This is a genomic window from Pseudomonas sp. MWU12-3103b (assembly GCF_023100615.1).
Taxonomy (GTDB): domain Bacteria; phylum Pseudomonadota; class Gammaproteobacteria; order Pseudomonadales; family Pseudomonadaceae; genus Aquipseudomonas; species Aquipseudomonas putida_A.
The window spans coordinates 134,054-155,635 of record NZ_JALMEY010000016.1; the positions used below are offsets into that span (position 1 = coordinate 134,054).

General features: G+C 63.2%; 14 protein-coding genes. 9 read left to right on the top strand and 5 right to left on the bottom strand.

Annotation, left to right across the window (positions count from 1 at the left end; all coding sequences use genetic code 11):
* Positions 1 to 19: 19 nt before the first annotated feature.
* Complete coding sequence (locus tag M0808_RS22835; protein WP_247842507.1) at positions 20 to 1,702, top strand: methyl-accepting chemotaxis protein; 1,683 nt, start codon at positions 20 to 22, stop codon at positions 1,700 to 1,702.
* A gap of 217 nt (positions 1,703 to 1,919) precedes the next feature.
* Here the strand turns inward: M0808_RS22835 and M0808_RS22840 are convergent, their stop codons facing one another.
* A complete protein-coding gene (locus tag M0808_RS22840) occupies positions 1,920 to 2,855 on the bottom strand; it encodes a LysR family transcriptional regulator (RefSeq protein WP_139055733.1) in 936 nt (311 codons plus the stop codon).
* A gap of 113 nt (positions 2,856 to 2,968) precedes the next feature.
* Here M0808_RS22840 and M0808_RS22845 point away from each other — a divergent pair, with 113 nt between their 5' ends.
* From M0808_RS22845 to M0808_RS22855, 3 genes are all read left to right on the top strand, one after another.
* A complete protein-coding gene (locus M0808_RS22845) occupies positions 2,969 to 3,454 on the top strand; it encodes a DMT family transporter (RefSeq protein WP_103369836.1) in 486 nt (161 codons plus the stop codon).
* A 4-nt stretch (positions 3,455 to 3,458) separates the two neighbouring features.
* A complete protein-coding gene (locus tag M0808_RS22850; RefSeq protein ID WP_095138734.1) occupies positions 3,459 to 3,914 on the top strand; it encodes a DMT family transporter in 456 nt (151 codons plus the stop codon).
* A 959-nt stretch (positions 3,915 to 4,873) separates the two neighbouring features.
* A complete protein-coding gene (locus M0808_RS22855; protein ID WP_081730276.1) occupies positions 4,874 to 5,041 on the top strand; it encodes a metallothionein in 168 nt (55 codons plus the stop codon).
* A 22-nt stretch (positions 5,042 to 5,063) separates the two neighbouring features.
* Here the strand turns inward: M0808_RS22855 and M0808_RS22860 are convergent, their stop codons facing one another.
* Both M0808_RS22860 and M0808_RS22865 read right to left on the bottom strand, forming a co-directional pair.
* Entirely contained in the window at positions 5,064 to 5,336 is a 273-nt protein-coding gene (locus tag M0808_RS22860; RefSeq protein WP_247842508.1) for a hypothetical protein, read from the bottom strand.
* A gap of 40 nt (positions 5,337 to 5,376) precedes the next feature.
* On the bottom strand, positions 5,377 to 5,604 hold the full coding sequence (locus M0808_RS22865) for a DUF6555 family protein (RefSeq protein ID WP_027613849.1): 228 nt from the start codon (positions 5,602 to 5,604) through the stop codon (positions 5,377 to 5,379).
* 136 nt (positions 5,605 to 5,740) lie between these two features.
* Between M0808_RS22865 and M0808_RS22870 the strand changes: the two genes are divergently transcribed.
* The 3 genes from M0808_RS22870 (at position 5,741) to M0808_RS22880 (ending at position 7,889) form a co-directional block, all read left to right on the top strand.
* Positions 5,741 to 6,517, top strand: a complete 777-nt coding sequence (locus tag M0808_RS22870) for a helix-turn-helix transcriptional regulator (protein ID WP_247842509.1) — start codon at positions 5,741 to 5,743, stop codon at positions 6,515 to 6,517.
* A 212-nt stretch (positions 6,518 to 6,729) separates the two neighbouring features.
* Positions 6,730 to 6,903, top strand: coding sequence for a DUF1427 family protein (locus tag M0808_RS22875; RefSeq protein WP_007969534.1), 174 nt, complete (start codon positions 6,730 to 6,732; stop codon positions 6,901 to 6,903).
* A gap of 29 nt (positions 6,904 to 6,932) precedes the next feature.
* Positions 6,933 to 7,889, top strand: a complete 957-nt coding sequence (locus M0808_RS22880; RefSeq protein ID WP_247842510.1) for a zinc-binding alcohol dehydrogenase family protein — start codon at positions 6,933 to 6,935, stop codon at positions 7,887 to 7,889.
* Between the two features lie 120 nt (positions 7,890 to 8,009).
* Here the strand turns inward: M0808_RS22880 and M0808_RS22885 are convergent, their stop codons facing one another.
* Positions 8,010 to 9,032 carry a purine nucleoside permease gene (locus tag M0808_RS22885; protein WP_134785918.1) on the bottom strand — a complete coding sequence of 341 codons (1,023 nt, stop codon included), beginning with the start codon at positions 9,030 to 9,032 and terminating at the stop codon, positions 8,010 to 8,012.
* A 15-nt stretch (positions 9,033 to 9,047) separates the two neighbouring features.
* Positions 9,048 to 10,007: a nucleoside-specific channel-forming protein Tsx gene (locus M0808_RS22890; RefSeq protein WP_134785919.1), complete on the bottom strand. Its 960-nt coding sequence runs from the start codon at positions 10,005 to 10,007 to the stop codon at positions 9,048 to 9,050.
* Between the two features lie 454 nt (positions 10,008 to 10,461).
* On the opposite strand from M0808_RS22890, the gene M0808_RS22895 reads away from it, so the two are divergent.
* Positions 10,462 to 20,982, top strand: coding sequence for an autotransporter-associated beta strand repeat-containing protein (locus M0808_RS22895; protein ID WP_247842511.1), 10,521 nt, complete (start codon positions 10,462 to 10,464; stop codon positions 20,980 to 20,982).
* Between the two features lie 98 nt (positions 20,983 to 21,080).
* Positions 21,081 to 21,467: a DUF4440 domain-containing protein gene (locus tag M0808_RS22900; protein ID WP_247842512.1), complete on the top strand. Its 387-nt coding sequence runs from the start codon at positions 21,081 to 21,083 to the stop codon at positions 21,465 to 21,467.
* The last annotated feature ends 115 nt before the right edge of the window (positions 21,468 to 21,582 follow it).

Sequence of the window (21,582 nt, forward strand, 5' to 3'; positions counted from 1 at the left end):
CAAAAGAGTGAGCCCCCCAATGCGCTTGAGTCTCAAGGCCAAAGTCCTGTCCCTTGCCGTCCTGCCGGTGCTGCTCTTTGCGCTGGTCATCAGCCTGACCACGCTATTCATCCTCCAGCAGCAGGCGCACACCGAGGTCGAACAGACCCGCGAGCGCTTGCTCGCCGATGCCAAGGCTACACTGCAAAGTTACGTCGCCGTGGCCATGACCACGATCAAACCGCTGTACGACGCAGCCGCCCCCGGTGACAACGCGGCGCGGGCGCAGGCGATCAAGCTGCTGTCGGGCATCCGCTACGGCAAGGACGGCTACTTCTTCGGCTACGACTCCGAGACCGTGCGCCTGTTCAAGGCCAACGACCCCGAAGGCGTGGGCAAAAGCTTCAAGGACAACCGCGATCCGAATGGCGTCTACGTCAACCTCGGCCTGGTGAAAGTGGCGAAGGACGGCACCCACTATCTGCAATACAGCTCACCGCTGCCGGGCAATGCCAGCGTGCTGGTGCCGAAACTCGGCTACACCGAGTACCTGGCGAAGTGGGATATGGCGGTCGGTACCTCGGTCAACCTCGACGGCATTGAAGCGCAAGTGGCAGTGGTCGAGGCGCAAGTGCAGGAGCGCATGCAAGGCGTGATCCTCAGTATCGTCGGCGTGGCGGTGCTGGTGCTGTTGGTGATTGCCATCGCGGGGATGCTGTTGGCCAACACCATTCTGCGGCCGTTGAACCTGATGAAAGCCAACCTCGACGACATCGCGGCGGGCGAGGGCGATCTTACGCGCCGGTTGAACATCACCAGCCAGGACGAACTCGGCGAACTGGCCGGCTCGTTCAACCGTTTCGTCGACAAGATCCACGGCCTGGTGCGGCAGATCACCGAGATGACCACGCAACTCACCGGCCTGGTGACCCAGGTGTCGGATCAGGCCCAGCGTTCCGATCAGGCCATGGAGCGTCAGCGTCACGAAACCGATCAGGTTGCCACGGCGATCAACGAAATGTCCGCCGCCGCCCAGGAAGTCGCCAAGAGCGCGCAGAACGCAGCGGTCGCCGCGCAGCAGACCGATGAAGAAGGCCAGAGCGCCAAACGCGTGGTGGCCGGCAGCATCAAACAGATTCATGCGCTGGTGGATGACATTCGCAGCAGCGGCGTGTCGCTCGACAGCCTGCAGCAGGACGTGTCGTCGATTGTCGGCGTGCTCGGGGTGATCCGCTCGATTGCCGAGCAGACCAACCTGCTGGCGCTGAACGCGGCGATTGAAGCAGCGCGTGCCGGGGAGGCCGGGCGCGGCTTTGCAGTGGTGGCGGACGAAGTGCGGGCACTGGCCAGCCGCACGCAGATCAGCACTCAGGAAATTCAGGGCATGATCGATCGCCTGCAGGCCGGCACGCAGTCGGCGGTCGAGGCGATGCGCCGTTCCAGTGAAGCGGGCGATGGTACTTCGGCGCAGGCTAATCAGGCCGGGGCGTCGCTGGATGCCATGGCTGACCTGATCGCGACGATCAACTCGATGAACGCGCAGATCGCCAGTGCTGCCGAGGAACAAACGGCAGTGGCCGAAGAGATCAACCGCAGCGTGCATCAGATCGCGGTGGCGGTGGACAGTGTGGCGGATGAGACCCAGTTGGGCGCGCAGACTTCGCGCAGTCTGGCCGACCTTGGCCAGCGATTGGGCAAACTGGTGGGCCAGTTCCGCATCTGATAATTGTGTGAATCCTCAAGCGGGCCCTCAACCTAGCCCTCTCCCGGGGGGAGAGGGAACCGACCGCAGCGTCTCGCGTCATACATCGACCTGAAAAAACCAGTCGATTATGGATTCAAAGCCGATCGCTCATGTCAGCGTATCTCTTGACTATCCCCCGATCAGTCCCCTCTCCCTCTGGGAGAGGGCTAGGGTGAGGGGCTTTTGATTTTCAGCTTCAAGGTCTGTCCCAGTACGGCACTTCGCCGAAGCACTCAACAAAGAAATCAATCACCGTCCGCACCTTCACCGACAACCTTCGACTCCCCGGCCACAGCACTGCGATCTGCTGCGGCTCCAGGCTGTTCGACACCTGATACTCGCGCAACACCGGCACCAGCGTGCCTTCGCGCACCGCCTCACCAATCAGCCATGACGGAAACATCACCAGCCCCAGGCCTTGCTCGGCGGCCTGGGTGAGGGTGTCGGCGTGGTTGCCAGTGATCGGGCCTTTGACCGAGTAAGGCGTCCAGTCGTCCTGATCCTGACGGAAAAACCAGCGTTGCTGACCGGTCGCACCTTTGTAGGCCAGGCACTGGTGTTGCGCGAGTTCGTCGGGATGTTGCGGTGTGCCGTGGCGCTTCAGATAAGTCGGGCTGGCCGCGACCTGAAAGCGGTGCGGCGCCAGAATCCGCGCCTGCATGCTCGAGTCGTGCATCGGGCCGATGCGAAACAGCAGGTCGGCGCCTTCCTGCAACGGGTCGACGTAATGGTCAGTCTGCTGGATGTCCAGTTGCAGCTTCGGATAGCGCGCGCACAACTGACCGAGCCACGGCGTCAGATGCCGTTGGCCGAACACCACCGGCGCGTTGATCCGCACCAGCCCGGTGGGTTCGCTTTGCTGCTCCTGCAACGCCTGCTCGGCCTCTTCCAGTTGCACCAGCACCAGCCGCGCATGGTGGCCGAGCATGCGCCCGGCCTCGGTCGGCGTCACGGCGCGGGTGTGGCGGTAGAGCAATTGCTGGTTCAGCGCCTGCTCCATCAACTGGATCTGCCGTGAAATCGAAGAGGGCGCCACGCCCTCGCGGCGGGCGACTTCGGAAAAACTGCCGTGGTCGAGCACCGCCACAAACAGCCTCAGCGCCTTGAATCCTAGTTCGTTCAGCCCGTGCATGGATCGTCCTGCTGTGCGCGTTGCGCAAAAGTGTTGTCCGGATGCTCCCATTTATCGCACAGCTACGCCAGCCGATAATCCGCGCCATCGTTTACTTGCGTGGGTTTTGGATGATGCAGACTTTGGATGAAGTGAGTGTGCCGGCGCCGGCGACCCGGTCGTGGTTGCGCCTGTTGCTGCTGCCGCTGGTGATTCTGGCCGGCATGGGCCTGTCGGTGGAGGCCGGGTTACTGGGGCCGCTGGGGGAGCAGGTCGGGCATCTGTGGGCGACCTTGAGCATCTTCGGCGTGGGTTCGGCGATTCTGTTTTTGCTGCTGTTGTTCGCCGGCCCGCAGAAAGGCCCGGCGCTGACTGATCTGCCGCGTTGGCAATTGATCGGCGGCTTTCTCGGGCCGATGTACGTGGTGGTGCTGACCCTGGCGACGCCGCATATCGGGATCGCGATGACGATGATCGCGATTTTGTCCGGGCAGGTCGGCAAGAGTGTGCTGATCGACCATTTCGGCTGGTTCGGCGCGACGCGCAAGAAGGTCAATGCCGAGCGCTGGCTGGCATTGGTGTTGATTGTGGTGGCACTGGTTCTGATTGCGCGGGGTTGAGAATATGAGTCTGGTTATTTTGTTGGCAGTGGTGGTGTTGGCTGGCGCGGTGTTGAGTGTGCAGGCGGCGATCAATGGGCGCCTCGGTGAAAGCGTCGGAGTGTTGCGCAGCAGTTTGCTGACGTTTTTCGTCGGGGCTGTGGTCACCGGATTGTTGATTGTGTTTTTTGAACCGGCGCATGCGGTGAGTTTGCTTGATGTGCCGAAGTGGCAGGTCTGCGGGGCGCTGTTTGGCGTGGTTTACATGATGGTCATGGTTGGCGCGGTGCCTGTTGTGGGGACTGCGGTGGCGACTGTTGCGGTGATTGTTGGCCAACTTGGGATGGGGATGTTGATCGATAATTTTGGCTGGCTGGGGAATCCGGCGATCGAGCTTTCGTCCTCGCGGGTGTTGGCGATGGTGTGTCTGGGGTTGGCTTTGGTTTTTATGTATCGGAGCAGTGTTCGTCGTTCTGATTGAGATTGGGTGTATATCCGTTGCTGCGGTAACGGCCACTTAGGGTTTCGCCCTTACGGCGACTCACTTTTTTTACAAACGCCTAAAAAAAGTAAGCAAAAAAACGCTTGCTCCTACGTTCGGCCCGCTCGCTGGGGCTCGGGGTCCCTTCGCTCCGGGCTCCATCCGGGCGCAGCGCCTCCGGTTTGCTTCGCTGCACCTCCTCTCGCTGTGTTTGGCTGCGCCAAACGGTCGCTGCGCTCCCACCCCCGGATGAATCCCTCCACTCAGCCTTCCGACGTCGCCCGTGGATCAAGATCAAAAGCTGCAGCCGAGCGTGCGCTCATCCTGTTGAGTGGTGGAAAAGCATGCGGTCGGCTTGTGTTCTGTGTTGGATCTACCCCTCACCCCAGCCCTCTCCCGAGGGAGAGGGAGAGGGAGCCGATTTTTGAGCCTTTCAGAACCTGAGTTCGACTGGGTGTTTCACGTCGGCGCACCTCTCCCAAACACCGCGATCAGTTCCCTCTCCCTCCGGGAGAGGGCTAGGGTGAGGGGCTCTTGATCTGGCTTTTGATGTGGCTTTGGCTTTTGATCTTTTGCCCCTTCGGCAGGCCGAGCGAAGGTGTTCACCCGGGGGTTAGGCGCGCAGCGCCATGCGGCGGAGCCGCATACATCGAGAGGAGGTGCAGCGAAGCAAACCGGAGGCGATGCCCCCGGATGGACACCGTAGCGAGGGAACACTGAGCCTAAGCGAAGTGCCGTACGCCGGGGCAAAGCCTTTTGGGTTACCTTTTCGGCGTTTGGAAAAGGTGACTCGCTGTAAGAGCGAAACCGCCAGCGGCAGCACCCGAAGAAACGGATATTCACCCAACTCCCGAAAAAAACCAGATCAAAAGATCGCAGCCTTCGGCAGCTCCTACACTGTTCTCTACGGCTTGCCCTCGCAAGCCCCAGACAACCACCAAAAAAAGGAGTCTGCCCCCATGCCCGATAGAAAATGCGACTGCCCCAACTGCAAATGCACGATCAAGGAAGGCGACCACGCCTACGCCGTGCACGGCAAACACTATTGCTGTGAAGCCTGCGCTCACCACCACAAGGGCGGTGAAGAGTGTTCAAGCAAAGGCTGCCATTGCGCCCACCCCAAATAACCGCGCGCAAAAAAAGTGGAGCCTAATCAGGCTCCACTTGCAGTTTCAGGCTTTCATCATCCAGCCGTTCGGTACGGCGCACCGTGCCTTGCAGTCGTCGGCCTTCAACCCAGACCACCACGGTTTTAGCCTGGTCGAGGTCTTCCGGTAACGGCGCCGGCACACGCAGGGCGAAGCTATACGGGTCGTCTTCGACAGCCTCAAGACCCACCCGACAGTCCACGCTTTTGGTGCTACGTCCGAACAGGGTGTCCAGTCCGTAATCCAGATGCGCCGGGCTGAAGATGCTGGTCATTGTGTACGCCCCCAAAGAGTCCCCATCGCCTGACGAGAGTCTAGCTCGCCGGTCGCCATGTGACGTTTTCCACGCCGAATTTCTCCGCCATCGGTTTGCTGGTCTTTTGCACTTTTTCCCGGCCGAAACGCGGGATGCGACCCACACCGGCGTCGCAGCTTGCCCAGTGCCACGCCTCGGCGTTGTCCATTCTGTCCGAGCGGATAATGAACGACTTAGGCGTGCCGTGAAGGGTGTAATCGATGACAAACAGTTTTGCGTTGTTCATAAAGCCCGTAATCCTCCCTGTGGTATTAGAAGGATCGCGGCGCGTCGGGAAAATTCACTCGGATTGTCCGACGGTATCTATCGTTGTCGACGCTGTGACCGACTGGTTACCATGCGCCTTCCGCCAACCCCAATGAATGCTCGCCATGGCCCTCGCCGCACCCCCCGATCTCACGGATACCGATGTGCCGGTGCAACCGCTGGCGCGTACCTATCCGCGTGGTTTGTTCATCGAGCCGCACGAGCATGTCTGGGGGCAGTTGCTGTATGCAATGAGCGGGGTGATGTGGGTTGAAACCCCGCATGAGGCACTGGTGGTGCCGCCGCAGCGCGCGGTGTGGTTGCCACCCGGGGTGCCGCATGGAATTCGCGTGGTCTCGGACTTGCAAATGCGCAATATCTACCTGCGCCCGGTGCTGGCGGCAACGCTGGATCCGACGGTGCAGGTGATCGAGGTCGGTGGGCTGTTGCGTGAGTTGATCGTCGGGCTGGTGGAGCAGGGCGACAGCGGTGAGCCGGCTTATTACGACGCCTTGGTCGGGCTGGCGTTGCTGGAGCTCAAGCGTGCCCGGCGCTCACAATTGAAGATCCCGCTGCCGGACGATTCCGACCGGCGCCTGATGAATATGTGCCAGGCGGTGATGGCGGCACCGTCGCTGGACATTCCGTTCGAACAGCACGCGGAAAACGCCGGGGCGAGTGTGCGCACGCTGGCGCGGTTGTTCAAGGACAGCCTCGGCATGGGCTTCGCCGAATGGCGGCGGCAGGTGCAACTGGCGACGGCGGTGGCCGAGTTGATTCAGGGCGTGCCGGTGAGTGCGATTGCTCGGGAGCTGGGGTATTCGCCGAGCAGTTTCAGTGACATGTTCCGGCGCGAGCTGGGCGTGGCGCCTTCGCAATTTACGGCCACCTGAACGCAATCCCTGTGGGAGCGGGCTTGCTCGCGAAAGCGGTTTGTCTGTGAAGCATAAAGTGACTGACCCGCCGCCTTCGCGAGCAAGCCCGCTCCCACAGGGGACGACAGTGAACGCGGGGAATTGGCCGAAATTCAGAAGTCCTTGGCCGACACCTCTGCCGATCCTTCCCTAGACTTTGCCCATTCCTTTCACGCGGCGGAGTTTCCTCCATGAACTACCTGATTTCGCTGGCCATCGGTCTCGGTGTCGGCCTGCTCTATGGCGCGCTGGATTTTCGTTCCCCGGCACCTCCGGCCATCGCGCTGGTGGGGCTGCTGGGCATGCTCGCGGGTGAGCAGCTGTGGCCGATGGGCCGGCAACTGGTCGCCGGTTGGCTGTCCTGAATTCCTTTTTCCCTTTGATGGATGTCCTCATGAAAGCACTGCAATTCGATAAAACCGGCGATCTGTCTTCCCTGCATTTCGTCGACGTACCGACCCCGGTGCCCGGCGCTGATGAAGTGCTGGTCGAGATCAAGGCTGCCGGTCTGAACCCCAGCGATGTGAAGAACGTGCTCGGGCGATTTCCGTACACCACATTGCCACGGATTCCCGGGCGTGATTTTGCCGGTGTCGTGGTCGAAGGCCCGCAGGCGTTGCTCGGTCAGGAAGTCTGGGGCACCGGGCGTGAGCTGGGCTTTTTCGCCGATGGCTCGCACGCGCAGTTCGTCAAACTGCCGGCCAATGGTGTGGCGCACAAACCGTCGCACTTGAGTTTCGCCCAGGCGGCCAGCCTCGGTGTGCCGTACACCACGGCGTGGGATGCGCTGGAGCGTAGCTTGGTGACGGCTGAAACCCGTTTGCTGGTGATCGGTGGCGGCGCGGTGGCCACGGCGGCATTGGCGTTGGCCAAGGTGCGCGGTGCGCAGATCCTCGCGGCAGCGCGGCGGCCGGAGCAGGTCAAGGAGTTGCAGGCGCAGGGCTATGCGACGATTCAGCTTGATAAACCCGAAGACCTCGGCGCGCAGGTCAACGCGGTGTACAGCGGCGGCGCCGACGTGATCTTCGACACCACCGGTTTCTGGCTGCCGGCCTCGGTCGCGGCATTGGCAGCGTTCGGGCGGATCGCGATCATCGCCGCACCGGTCGACGGCCATGTGCAGTTGCCGGCGCTGGCGTTGTACCGCAAGGGCGGTTCGGTGGTCGGGATCAACTCGCTGCTGTACGGCGTGCAAGCCTGTGCGGCGATGCTCGAGCAGTTTGGGCGGTTCTTTGATGAGGATCTGTTGCCGTTGCCGCAGGGGTTGGTGCAGGTGCCATTGGCGGAGGGGGTGGACAGCTTCGCGCAGGTGAATCAGGGCAGTGGCGACAAGGTCATCCTGATTCCCTGACACCGCAAAACAACTGTGGGAGCGGGCTTGCTCGCGAAAGCGGTGTGTCAGCGAAGCAAGTATTGGCTGATACACCGCATTCGCGAGCAAGCCCGCTCCCACATTTTTACCGTGTTGTACTCAGGATTGCGGAACGCCGTTTTCCCACGCCGACCAGTGTTTCAGAATGTCCTGCACCAGCGGGTTGCCGGCGCGATAGAGGTTTTCCAGCGCTGGCACGAAGCCGCCCTGATCGGCGTACTTGAGCAGATTGTCCACTTCGCTGCCGCCCGGAGCAGGGCGGTCGAAGTCGGAGCCGGCACGCACCACGGCCAGACGCTGCACATCCACCAGACCTTCGCGACTGGCACGCAGCAGCGCTTCATAGGTGGAGTTGTCTTCCTGTTGTGTGGTGCAGTATTCACCCTTGTTATCGGTCAGCAGTTTGGTCCAGACCTCGGCGCGTTCGCTCAGGCGTGTACCGGAGAACCAGGTGTTGCCCGCGAGCGTGTCGCAGCGCGTGACCACGGGCGGCTGATTGGCTGGGGCCGAGGGGTATTTCCGGCGCCACGCCGCCGACTCCTTGCTCTCGCTCAGTTCGACCTTGTGGCTCAGGGCGAAGGCTTTGGCCTGCAGTGTCGGGTTGAGTTCGAAGACTTCGGTCTTGTAGTCCAGCGGCGGCTTTTCGTTCGGACCCTTGGTGTTGATGCCCAGGTAGCCAGTCGGCCAGCTCGCCGGCACATCGCGCGAATCCAGTTCCCATTGGGTACCGAATTCCACCAGGTAATGCGCCCACGCCGCAGTGCCGATGGTCCCGTGTTTCGGGCTGATGCCGGCGATCCCGGCGATCAGAAAGTAGCTTTTGCGCAGGTCGAATTTCGGCGACAGCGCCAGTGCCAAGGTCGAGGCGGCAGCGTTGGTCTGGCCCATGCCGGTGGTCAGCAGACACACCTGCTGGCTGTTGCAGCGAATGCTCGGGTACTCGGCGGACAGCCCCGGTACGCGGATTTCCTGTTTTAGGTCGAGGCGCTCGATCCAGTTCTGCGCCTCGGGGGCGAACATGGTGATCAGTACGACTTTCGGCTGGATCGGCGCTTCAGCCGCCCACGCCGTGGAAGAGAGCAGGGCCGCAGCGGCCAGGGTCAGACGCGTCATTGCTTGCATGAGAATCTCCTGATTTCAGAACTGGTAGCCGATGCCGGCGTAGTAACCCCAACCGTTGGAGCGCGCGCGGAAATTGCCGTCGCCGAAGTTCAGCTCGCTGCCGTCCTCCCAGTTGCCGCCGTTATGGAAGTAACGGCCGACCAGGGTGAAGCGCAGGTGGGTGAACGAATACAGCAACACGTTGGTCGCCACCGTGGCATTGGCGGTGCGTGCCGGGTTGTCCTTGTGAATGTCCGAGCCGAAATCGAAGTTGGTGAAACCGATGTAGGTCAGCGACGCGCCGTTGCTGAATTTGTCGATGGGCACGATGTACTTGAGCTGCGCGCGGTAGCCGTCCCACGAATACTCATTGCTCGCGCCATAGTTTTCCCACTGGTAGCGCCCGTACAGGTTGGCCGACAGGTTGACCCGCGAATGGGTGTCGATGTCGGTGCCGAAACCGCTGTACAGGGTGTTGGCGCGGTTCTCTTTACGGCTGCCGTGATCGTAGATCCAGTCGAACGCCACGTACCATTCCTTGAACGGGCCGATGGCCAGGCTGCGGCCGGCGAGGTAGTCGATGGAGATGCGCGGCTCGTGTTCCATGAACACCGGTGAGCCGTGATCCCACACGCCTTTGTCGTGGCTGTTGCCGATGTTGAAGATCTTCGGAATGTCGACGTAGCCGTACAGCTCGAACGGACCCTTGCGCCCGAAGTACTCGTATTCCAGATAAATGTCGTCGGCCGGTTGCGGCCCGAAGCTGATGTCCTTGCTGCCGATCAGCGTCAGGTCCTGGTTGTACCAGTCCGACAGGTAAGCGCCTTTTTTCGGCGGGGCAGCTTCCGGGCTGAGGGCCTCGCCCTGAGCGGACTCTTCGGGCAGCGCCGGTTGCGCCAACGCGCTGTGGCTGAGAACTCCGGTAACGCCGGTCAGTAGCAGGGAAACAGCAAACGTGCGCGCAAATGGGGCGCGAAGACGGGAAGCAGCGTGCATTCAAAGTCCTTTTTTTGCGGATCGAGGCCCGGATTCTGCGGGTCTGTACGGTTTTGTTACGAAAAAGCCGTTATAGGCAGGTCGCAAACGTTTGCACAAGGCGTACCAGTTTTCCAGATACACCCATTTCCCCTTGTGGGAGCGGGCTTGCTCGCGAAGGCGTCGGGTCAGGTGACACATCCTTCTCAGATACACCGCTTTCGCGAGCAAGCCCGCTCCCACAGGGGGAGTCAGCTGCCGTTGACTCCAGTGTTTACTGGCCGAAACCCTCGTTCTAGACGGCCCTAGTATTAAAGTATTAACACCATTTAATCAGTGCCCCATCGCGGGGCGTCTACTAGCTTGTCAGCCAAGACGCGGTTTTGTGATGACCGTCGCAGTCTTGATTCGCGTGTGGAATAAGCACGTCTCCCACGCCTTCAAGGAAGAATTTGGCCACGACAAGGAGTAGCCCGTGGAAGCAAGGTTTGGTGTCGCCCTCGTTTCGCGTTTTTCCCCACTTTCCCTTGCTGTGCACCTGAGCGTTGCCGGACTGTTGTTCGGCGGCGTCAGCGAGCAGGCGCTCGCGACCTGCTCGGCGGCTGGTTCGACGATTACCTGTTCGGGCGTCCCGACGCTGCCGCTGTTTCTCAATGACTACAGCAGTGCCACCAGCGGCCTGACGGTCAACGTCACCAACGGAGCGCAGATGAACGCCACCCTGGGCGGCAAGGTGCTCAACCTGACCGGGGCCAACATCAACCTGAACAACTCCGGCACCCTCGACCCGGCCTTGCTGGGCCTGGTGTCGATCCTCAGTGGCGGTGCGTTCATCGGTACCGGCGCGACCAGCACGGTGAGCATCGTCAACAACGCCACCGGGCTGATTCGCGGCACCGGCATGTTGCTCGGGCTCAACCTGACCAGCATCGACGGGCTGGGGATTGCCGTGAACAACTCGGTGTCGGGCACCACGACCATCACCAACGACGGCACCATCACCTCCACCGGGCTGTCGGTCGGCGGCATCACCCTGGCCGATACCCCGGTGGTCGGGGTGTATGGCGGTTCGCAAGTCAACATGACCAACAGTGCCAGCGGCACCATCAATGGCCGGATTGCGTTCGAAACGTCAGTGGCGGGCAACACCTTCACCAACGCCGGCAACATCACCGGCGGTGTGTCGATGGGGGCGGGCAGCACCAACACCTTCTACGCGATCACCGGTTCCAGCGTTAACGTCGGCGACGGTGTGCAAGTCTCCGTCGGCCTCGGTGGCCTGATCGGCATCAACCTGACCTTCGCCCCGACCGGAACGATCGATGGCGGCGCGGCGGGTACCAACACGCTGATTCTGCAAAACCCGATCGGCCTTGGCGGCGGCACCACCGGGACGGGCACGGCGTCCAGCGCCACCTACGTCAACTTCAACAACCTGACCCTCAACAGCGGCACCTGGACCTTGCAGGGGCCGTTGGTCAGCGGTGCGACCACCCTCAATGGCGGTGTCGCGCAGTTTAACGACAACGCGGCGTTCGGCAGCGGCGTGCTGACGTCCAACGGCGGGATCCTCCAGGCCAGCAATGCCGGTTTGACGCTGGCCAACCAGATCAACCTGGGCGCCGGCGGCCTGACCCTGCAGGGCATCAACGGCACGACCCTCAACGGGGTGATTTCCGGCACGGGCGGCCTGACCAAGATCGGCAGCGGCCAGCTCAACCTCAACGGCATCAACACTTACACCGGCAACACCGTGCTCAATGGCGGTGTGGTGCTGGTGGGCAACAACCAGTCGTTCAGTACCGGTGGCATCACGGTTGGCGGCTCTTCGAGCATTTCAGCGACGGCACCGATTTCACTGGCTAACGCGATCACGCTCAACAGCACCCTCACCGCAACCGGCACCGGTGCGTTGACCTTGGGCGGGGTAATCAGCGGCGCCGCCAACCTGACCAAGACCGGCAGCGGCAGCCTGACCCTCAACGGCATCAACACCTACACCGGGATCACCAGTCTCAGTGCCGGGGCCTTGCGCGTCGGCAACAACAACGCACTGGGTACCGGTGTGCTCAACACCAGCAACGGCACCAGCCTCGACAGCACCGGCAACGTGACACTGGGCAACAACGTCGGCATCACCGGTGCGCTGAACGTGCTCGGCAGCAATGCGCTGACCCTGGGCGGCATCGTCTCCGGCACCGGTGCGATCACCAAGAGCGGCAGCGCCAGCCTGACCCTGACCGGCAACAACACCAACAGCGGCACCACCGCACTCAATGGCGGCAGCTTGCTCGTTGGCAGCAACACCGCCCTCGGCACGGGCGCATTGAACGCGGCGGCCGGCACCACGCTGGATGCGACCGCCGCCGTGACGTTAGCCAATGCCGTCGCGCTGGCAGGCGGGCTGACCATCGGTGGCACTCAGGCGCTTGGTTTGAGTGGTGTCATCAGCGGCGCCGGCAACCTGATCAAGGGCGGCACTGCGAACCTGACCCTCAGCGGCAACAACACGTTCTCCGGTGGCACCGCGCTGAATAATGGCACGCTGATCGTCGGCTCCAACACCGCGCTGGGCACCGGCGCGCTGACCACGGCGGCGGGCACCACCCTCGACGCCAGCACCACCGTGGCGCTGAGCAACGCGGTCGCCCTCGGCGGCAACCTGAACATCGCCGGCAACGCCAATCTGACTCTCGGCGGCATAGTCAGCGGCAGTGGCGGGCTGACCAAGAACGGCGCGGCCAACCTGATTCTCAACGGCGCCAACACCTTCAGTGGCGGAACCACGCTGAATGCCGGCACCCTGACCGTTGGCAACGCCGCCGCATTGGGCAGCGGCGACCTGACCGTCGCGAACGCCGCGACCCTCGACAGCAACACCTCGGTCATCCTCAACAACAACGTCGCCCTCAACGGCAACCTGGCCATCGGCGGCAGCAACGGCATGATCCTCGGCGGCGTGCTAAGCGGCGCCAGCCAGTTGATCAAGAACGGCACGGCCAACCTGACCCTCAACGGCGCCAACACCTTCACCGGTGGCACCGCGCTCAACGCCGGCAGCCTGACCGTCGGCAACGGCGCGGCACTCGGCACCGGCACGTTGACCGTGGGCGGTGCGGGCGCAACGCTTAACAGCAGCGCCAACGTGACGCTGAACAACGCGATTGCCCTGAACGCCAACCTGACTGCCGGCGGTGCCAACCCGCTGACCCTCGGCGGCGTGATCAGCGGCAGCAGCAACCTGATCAAGACTGGCGCTTCGACCCTGACCCTCACCGGCGCCAATACCTACACCGGCTCTACGTCGCTGAACGCCGGGACACTGATCGTCGGCTCCAACACCGCGCTCGGCACCGGCGTGCTCAACGCTGGCAACAACACCACGCTGGACGCCAGCACCGCGACCAGCCTGGCGAACAACGTCAACCTCGGCGGCAACGTGACAATCGGCGGCAGCAACGCGCTGACCCTCGCAGGCGTGGTCTCCGGGGTCGGTGGTCTGACCAAAAGCGGCCCGGCCGACCTGATCCTCAACGGCGCCAACACTTACTTCGGCAACACCGCTCTCAACGTCGGCAAGCTGATTGTCGGCAGCAATACCGCGCTCGGCAGCGGCGCATTGAACGCGGCGGCCGGCACCACGCTGGACACCAACACCGCCGTCACGCTGGGCAACCAGGTCAACCTGGCCGGTGCGATGAACGTGGGTGGTAGCGCCGACCTGACCCTCACCGGGACTGTCGCCGGAGCCGGCAGTCTGGTGAAAAACGGCGCGGCCAATCTCAACCTCAACGGCACCAACACCTACGCCGGCGGCACCACGCTGAACGCCGGTACGGTGACCGCCGGCAACAGTTCGGCGCTCGGCACCGGTGCGTTGACCGTTGGCGGCGCGGCAACGCTCGACAGCAGTTCGCCGCTGGTCAGCCTGGCCAACACGGTCGTGCTCAATGCGGCGCTGAGCGTCGGCGGCACCCAGGACCTGACCCTCGGCGGCGTGATCAGCGGCGCCGGCCAACTGGTCAAGAACGGTAGCGCCAACCTGACCGTCAACGGCACCAACACCTTCAGCGGTGGCAGCACGCTCAACGCGGGTACGCTGACACTGGGCTCGGCCGCTGCGTTGGGCAGTGGCGGCCTGACCGTCGGTGGCGCTTCGACGCTGGACACCAGCACCGGCATGAGCGTCGGCAACAACATCACCCTCAACGCCGGCCTGACCCTGGCCGGCAGCAACACCCTGAACCTCAGCGGCGTGATCGATGGCGCCGGCAGCCTGACCAAGGACGGCTTTGGCGATCTGACGCTCAGCGGCAACAACACCTTCACTGGTGCGCTGAACATCGCCTCCGGCAGCGTCACCACCGTGAGCAGCGGGGCGCTGGGCAACACCTCCGGCGCCAACATCAGCGCCGGTGCCAATCTCTATCTCAACAGCAGCGCCAGCCTCAACGGCTTGAGCGGCAGCGGCAGTGTGCAGATCGCCGGCGGCAATACCTTGACCGTGGGGGGGCTGAGCAACACCAGCACCTTTGACGGTGACCTCGGTGGCAGCGGTGCGCTGACCAAAGTCGGTACCGGGACGCTGAACCTCACCGGCAGCAACGGCCTTACCGGCAACACCAATGTCAACGGCGGTACGCTGAATCTCACCGGTTCGCTGGCCAGCACCCAGCTCAATATCAACAACGGCGCCACGCTCACAGGTACCGGTTCGGCGCTTGGCTTCATCACCATTAACAGCGGCGGTCATCTGGCGTTGTCCTCGGGCAACACCTTGTCCACCTCGTCGCTGATTCTCACTGCCAACAGCAATGTCGACGCGAGCCTCGCCACGCCATCGACCTCCTCGCTGATGAACATCGGCGGCAACCTGACCCTCGACGGTAACCTCAACGTCACCGATGCCGGCGGCTTTGGCGTCGGTGTCTATCGCTTGTTCAACTACATCGGCGCACTGACCGACAACGGCCTGACCGTGGCCGGTGTGCCGGTGGGTTATGGCCTCGGTGACATCCTTGTGCAGACCCTTGGCAATCAGGTGAACCTGGTGGTGTCGGCACCGAACACCAACCTGCGTTTCTGGGACGGCAGCCAGACCATCCCGAACGGTAATGTGGACGGCGGCACCGGTACATGGACTGCCGGCGGCACCAACTGGACCAATTCCAACGGCACGCTGAACCAGACCTGGGCCGGCGATTTTGCGGTGTTCCAGGGCACGGCCGGCACAGTGTCGGTCAACGGCACGCAACTGTTCACCGGGATGCAATTCCTCACCGATGGCTACAACGTGGTCAACGGCACGTCGGGTCTGCTGACCGCCGTCAATGGCACCGGCGGCACCACGGCGATGCGGGTCGATCCGGGCGTGACCGCCACGGTCGGCGTGGACATCAACGGCAGCGGCATCCTCAACAAACTCGATGCCGGCACCCTGGTACTCAACGGTGCCAACAGCTACACCGGCGGCACGCAACTGGACGGCGGCAAGATCATCGTCGGCAGCAACACCGCGCTGGGCAGCGGCACGCTGACCGCCAACGCTGGCACACAACTCGATAGCAACACAGCGGTCACTTTGGCGAACGCGGCAACGCTCAATGGCAATCTGACGGTGGTCGGCAGTAATGCGCTGACCCTCAACGGCGTGATCGGCGGGACTGGTGGCCTGATCAAAAATGGCGCGGCCAGCCTGACCCTCGGCGGCAACAACGCTTTCCTCGGGCCGGTGGCGCTGAATGCGGGCGGCTTGATTCTGGCGTCGAACAGCGCGCTGGGCTCGGCCACTCTGAACGCGGCGAGCGGCACCACACTGGATGCCAGCGGCGCCTTTACGGCGGGTAACGCGATCAATCTGGCGGGCAACCTTGATGTCGTCGGCAGCAACGATCTGACACTGAGCGGTGCGATCAATGGCGCCGGCAGCCTGACCAAGAATGGCGCGGCCAACCTGATCCTGAGCGGGGCCAACAACTTCCTCGGCGGCGTCACCCTCAACGCCGGCACACTGACCGCCGGCAACAACGGCGCACTCGGCCTGGGCAACCTGACCGTGGCCGGTGCCTCGGCGCTGGACAGCAACACCGCGGTGTCGCTGGGCAACAACGTGGTGCTCAACGCCAGTCTGACCAATACCGGCAGCAGCGACGTAGCGCTCAGCGGCGTGGTCAGCGGCACCGGCGCTCTGATCAAGAACGGCGCGTCCAACCTGACGCTCAACGGCATCAACACCTACAGCGGCGGCACCACACTGAACGCCGGCACCGTGACCCTCGGCACCTCGGCGGGCCTGGGCTCCGGCGCGGTAACCGTGGCGGGTGCGTCGACCCTCGACACCACCGCGCCGCTGGTGCTGGCCAACAACGTCAACGTCAATGCCAACCTGAGCGTGGCTGGCAACAACAACCTGACGCTCGGTGGCGTAATCGCCGGGGCGGGCACCCTGACCAAGAATGGTCTGGCCGACCTGACGCTGTCCGGCAACAACACCTTCAGCGGCACCTTTGATGTGCAATCGGGCAGCCTCACGACACTGGGCAACTCGGCATTGGGCAGCAATGCCGGAGTCAATCTCGGCGCTGCGGCGACGCTGAACCTCGGCGGCTCCGGCAGTCTCGCCAGCCTGACCGGTAGCGGTACAGCGCTGATCGGCGGCGGCAACACCCTGAGCATCGGCGGCAACAACGCCAGCAGCCTTTTCGCCGGTGTACTCACCGGAACCGGCGAATTGAACAAGCTCGGCACCGGAACCCTGACCCTGACCGGCCTCAACAGCCTGACCGGCAACACCACGGTCAACGCCGGCACCTTGAACGTCAGCGGCTCGCTGGACAGCGCCAGTGTGCTGGTCAACAGCGGCGGCACCCTGACGGGCGGCGGCTCGCTGGGCGGCGCGGTGAGCGTGGCCGACGGCGGTCATCTGGCCGGCGCCACCGGCAGCACGCTGGCGGTGGATTCGCTGGTGTTCAACGCCAACTCCAACTTTGATGTCGGACTGGGCACGCCGGTCTCCGGTGGTGGGAACGCACTGGTGAATGTTGGCGGCAACCTGACCCTCGACGGCACCCTTAACGTCAGCGACATCGGCGGTTTCGGCAGCGGCGTGTACCGGTTGATCAACTACACCGGCGGCCTGACCGACAACGGCATGCTGATCGGCACGGTGCCGGGCAGCGTCACCCCAGGCGATCTGACCCTGCAAACGGCGCTGGCCAACCAGATCAACCTGCTGGTTACCGCACCGGGCGTCACCGTGCAGTTCTGGGACGGCAACCAACTGGTGGCCAACGGCTCGGTCGATGGCGGCAGCGGCACCTGGGGCACCGGCACCACCAACTGGACCGACGTCAACGGCACCACCAATCAGGCCTGGACCAACAACTTCGCGGTGTTCCAGGGCACGGCGGGCACGGTCACCGTGAACGGCGCACAAACCATCACCGGCATGCAGTTCGTCACCGATGGCTACAGCCTGCAGGACGGCACCGCGGGTTCGCTGAATCTGGTCAACGGTTCGTTGGGTAACGCCACGGTGCGAGTCGATCCGAACGCCACCGCGACCGTCGGCGTTGCGCTTAACGGCAGCGGCACCCTCGGCAAATACGACACCGGCACGCTGGTGCTCAACGCCGCCAACGGCTACACCGGCGGCACCGCGCTCAATGGCGGCAAGATCGTCGTGGGCAACAACGCAGCGCTCGGCAGCGGTGTGTTGACCGCTGCGGACGGCACCGCGCTGGACAGCAACGCGGCCGTCACGCTGGGCAACGATGTGGTGGTGAACGGTGGCCTGACTGTCGCAGGCAGCAACGCCTTGACCCTCGACGGTGTAGTCAGTGGGGCGGGCAGCCTGATCAAGTCTGGCGCTTCGAGCCTGACCCTCAACGGCAGCAACACCTACAGCGGTGGTACTCAGCTCGCTGGCGGTACGCTGGTGCTGGGCAACAACAGCGCAATCAGCAGCGGTGCACTGAGCGTGACCGGCAACGCCAGCCTCGACAGCACCTCGGCGCTGCAACTGGCCAACGCGATCAATCTGGGGTCGCAACTGACCCTGGCCGGCAGCCAGAACACCACGCTGCTCGGCGCCATCACCGGCACCGGCAGCCTGGTGAAAAACGGCAGCGCTGACCTCGTGCTTAGCGGCGCCAACACCTACAGCGGCGGCACCACGCTGAACGCTGGTACTACCACCGGCGACACCAGCAGCCTGCAAGGCGCCATCGTCAACAACGCGGCGCTGACCTTCGCGCAGAACGCCGACGGCAGCTACACCGGCAACCTCACCGGCGCCGGCACGCTGAACAAAACCGGCACCGGCCAATTGCTCCTGACCGGCAACAACACCTTCACCGGCAACACCTCGGTGCAGGCCGGCAACCTGATCGTCAACGGCGTGCTCAACAGCGCCAACGTCAACGTCGCCAGTGGTGCGAAAGTCGGTGGCAGCGGACAACTGGGCGGCAACGTGCAACTGGCCAGCGGTGCGACGCTGACCGGTGGCGGCACGGCTACACCGTTGTCGGTCGGCTCGCTGGCATTGTCCTCGGGCACCAACCTGGACTTCAGCCTCGGCTCGGCCGCCAGCTCCACCACGGTGGTCAACGTCGCCGGTAACCTGACCCTCGACGGTACGCTGAATGTCAGCAACGCCGGCGGCTTCGGCACTGGGGTCTATCAATTGTTCCGCTATGGCGGCAGCCTGACCGACAACGGTCTGGTCTACGGCAGCCTCCCGGTATCGGCGGCCAACCTGACTCTGCAAACCGCGATCGCCAATCAGGTCAACCTGCTGGTGCAGGGCAGTCCGGGTGAGGTGCAGTTCTGGAACGGCGGCACTACCAATCCTGACGGCAGCATTGGTGGCGGTAGCGGCGTGTGGGGACCGGGCACCAACTGGACCGATCCGAGCGGTACGCAGGCGCTGGCGTCCAATGGTCAATTCGCAGTGTTTGGTGGCCAGGCGGGTACCGTCACTGTGCAGGGCAATCAGAACTTCACCGGTCTGCAGTTCCTCGCCGCAGGTTACAACCTGGTGCCGGGGGCTGGCGGTACGCTGACGCCGGTCAACGGTGCCGACGGCAGTCTGGCGCCGGTGCGGGTCAATGCCGGGGCCAGTGCTGAAATCGACGTGCCGCTGATCGGCACCGGCGGTATCGAGAAACTCGATTCCGGCACCCTCGTGCTGACTGGCGCCAATACCTACAGCGGTGGTACCACCGTCAGTGGCGGTACGCTGATCGGTAACACCACGAGTTTGCAAGGCAACATCACCGACAACGCCACACTGGTGTTCCAGCAAAACACCGATGGCCAGTTCAATGGTGTGCTCAACGGCACCGGCGCGCTGTTCAAACGCGGCGTGAGTCGCCTGTTGATGGTTGGCAATCAACCGTTCAGCGGTACGGTTTCCGTCGATCAAGGCTTGCTGCAAGTCGGCAGCCGTGCGGCCCGGGCTTCGCTGGGCGCACAAGTCACGGTCGCCAACGGCGCAGGCCTGAGCGGTAACGGCAGCGTCGGTTCGGTGGTCAACCACGGTGTGGTGGCTTCCGGTGGCGCTGACGGCACCTTGAGCGTGGCCGGCAACCTGATCAACGGCAGTGATGGTGTACTGGCGCTGACGGTCAGCTCGCCAACCGCGACACCGCTGGCGGTGGGTGGTACGGCGGCATTGGGCGGCGGTCTGGTGGTCAACAGCCTGGCGCCGTTCACCGGCAATACCACCTACTCGCTGATCACTGCGGGCGGTGGGGTGACCGGCACCTTCAGTGCCACCGATCTGCCGCAGTACGCGTTCCTCGACAGCTCGCTGATCTACGGTGCCGATTCGGTGACCCTGGCCGTGAGCCGCAACGGCAACTCGTTCGCCGATGTCGCTGCCACGGGCAACCAGCGCGGCACCGCCACGGCACTGTCCAATAACGGAGCGGCCGGCGCGGCGTTGCAGAACCAGATCGTCAACCTCAGCGTGGCCGGTGCGCGCAATGCGTTCGACAGCCTGTCGGGTGAAATCCACGCCAGCACCGCCAGCGCCATGCTGGAGGACTCGCGCTTCATCCGCGAGGCGGTCAATGACCGCATGCGCCAGCCATCGTGCAGCGCCGCGGATGATCCACGCAAAACCCTGGCACCGAGCGACACGCAACTGAGCAGCAACGGCTGCCACGGGGAAATGGTCGGCTGGATCCGGGCTATCGGTGCCTGGGGCGACATGGGCGGCGACAGCAACACGGCAAAAGTCGATCGCAACCTCGGCGGTTTCATGCTCGGCACCGACAAGGCTCTGGATGACACCTGGCGTGCCGGGATGGCGGCCGGCTACACCCGCAGCAACCTCAACGCGCATGATCGCAACTCAGATGCCAAGGTCGACAGCTACCACCTCGCCGGGTATCTGAACTCGCAATTCGATGCACTGGCGGTGCGCCTCGGCGCGGCTTACAGCTGGCACAGCATCGAGACCAAGCGCGATGTCAGCGTCGGTACTTACAACGATCGCCTGAAGGCCGATTACGACGCGCGCAGTGCGCAGGTGTTCGGTGAAGTGGGTTACGCGATCAACGCGGCAGGCGTTGCCATCGAACCGTTCGCCGGGCTGGCCTACGTCAACTACGACAGCGACACCGGCAAGGAAAAAGGGGGAGTGGGGCGCCTGAAGGCCGACGCCGATCAGGACATCACCTACTCGACCCTCGGTGTGCGTGTCGGCAAATTGGTGACCCTGGCCAACGGCAGCCAACTGACGCCACGCGCGGCCATCGGCTGGCGGCATGCCTACGGCGACACCAAACCTGACGCCGACCTGACCTTCATCGACGGCGGCGCCTCGTTCAGCACCCAGGGCGTACCCATCGCCAAGGACAGCGCATTGCTCGAAGCCGGCATCGACTTCCAGGTCACCCCGACCGGCAAGCTGGGCATCGGCTACTCGGGCCAGGTGTCGAGCGACAACAACGACAGCGCGTTCAACATCAGCTTCAGTCAAAGCTTCTGAATCATGGTCGAAGTACTTTAGCCGCCCGAAAGGGCGGTTTTTTTTGCACAATCAAAGGCCTTTGGGGAAAGTGATTTATGCAATGAGGTAGGAACGAGATGGATCTGTCGAAGCATTTGTTGCATCTGGAAAACCGCCTGCTGTCGCGCGCCGTGCGCGAGGACGTCGCTGAACTGGCGCGATTGATCGCGGACGACTTTGTCGAATTCGGCGTCAGTGGCGGCATCTGGAATAAATCCGATGTACTAGAAGCATTGCCGCAGCAGACATTCACACAACGTACCGTCAGTCAGTTCACGCTCAAGCCCTTGTCGGAAGATTCGGCGCTGGTGACGTATCACTGCCATACCGGCGCTGTCGACCAGCGGATGCCGGCGGACAGTTTGCGCAGTTCGGTATGGCGGCGGCAGGGTGAGCAGTGGCAGATGGTTTTTCATCAGGGCACTTTTGTGCCCGGCCGTGAAACCGTGGAGACCCGTCGATAGCTTTCGCGAGCAAGCCCGCTCCCACACTGGATCTTCAGTGAACACAGGATTTGTGGATGACAGCGATCCCCTGTGGGAGCGGGCTTGCTCGCGAAGGGGCCGTGACAGTCAGCGC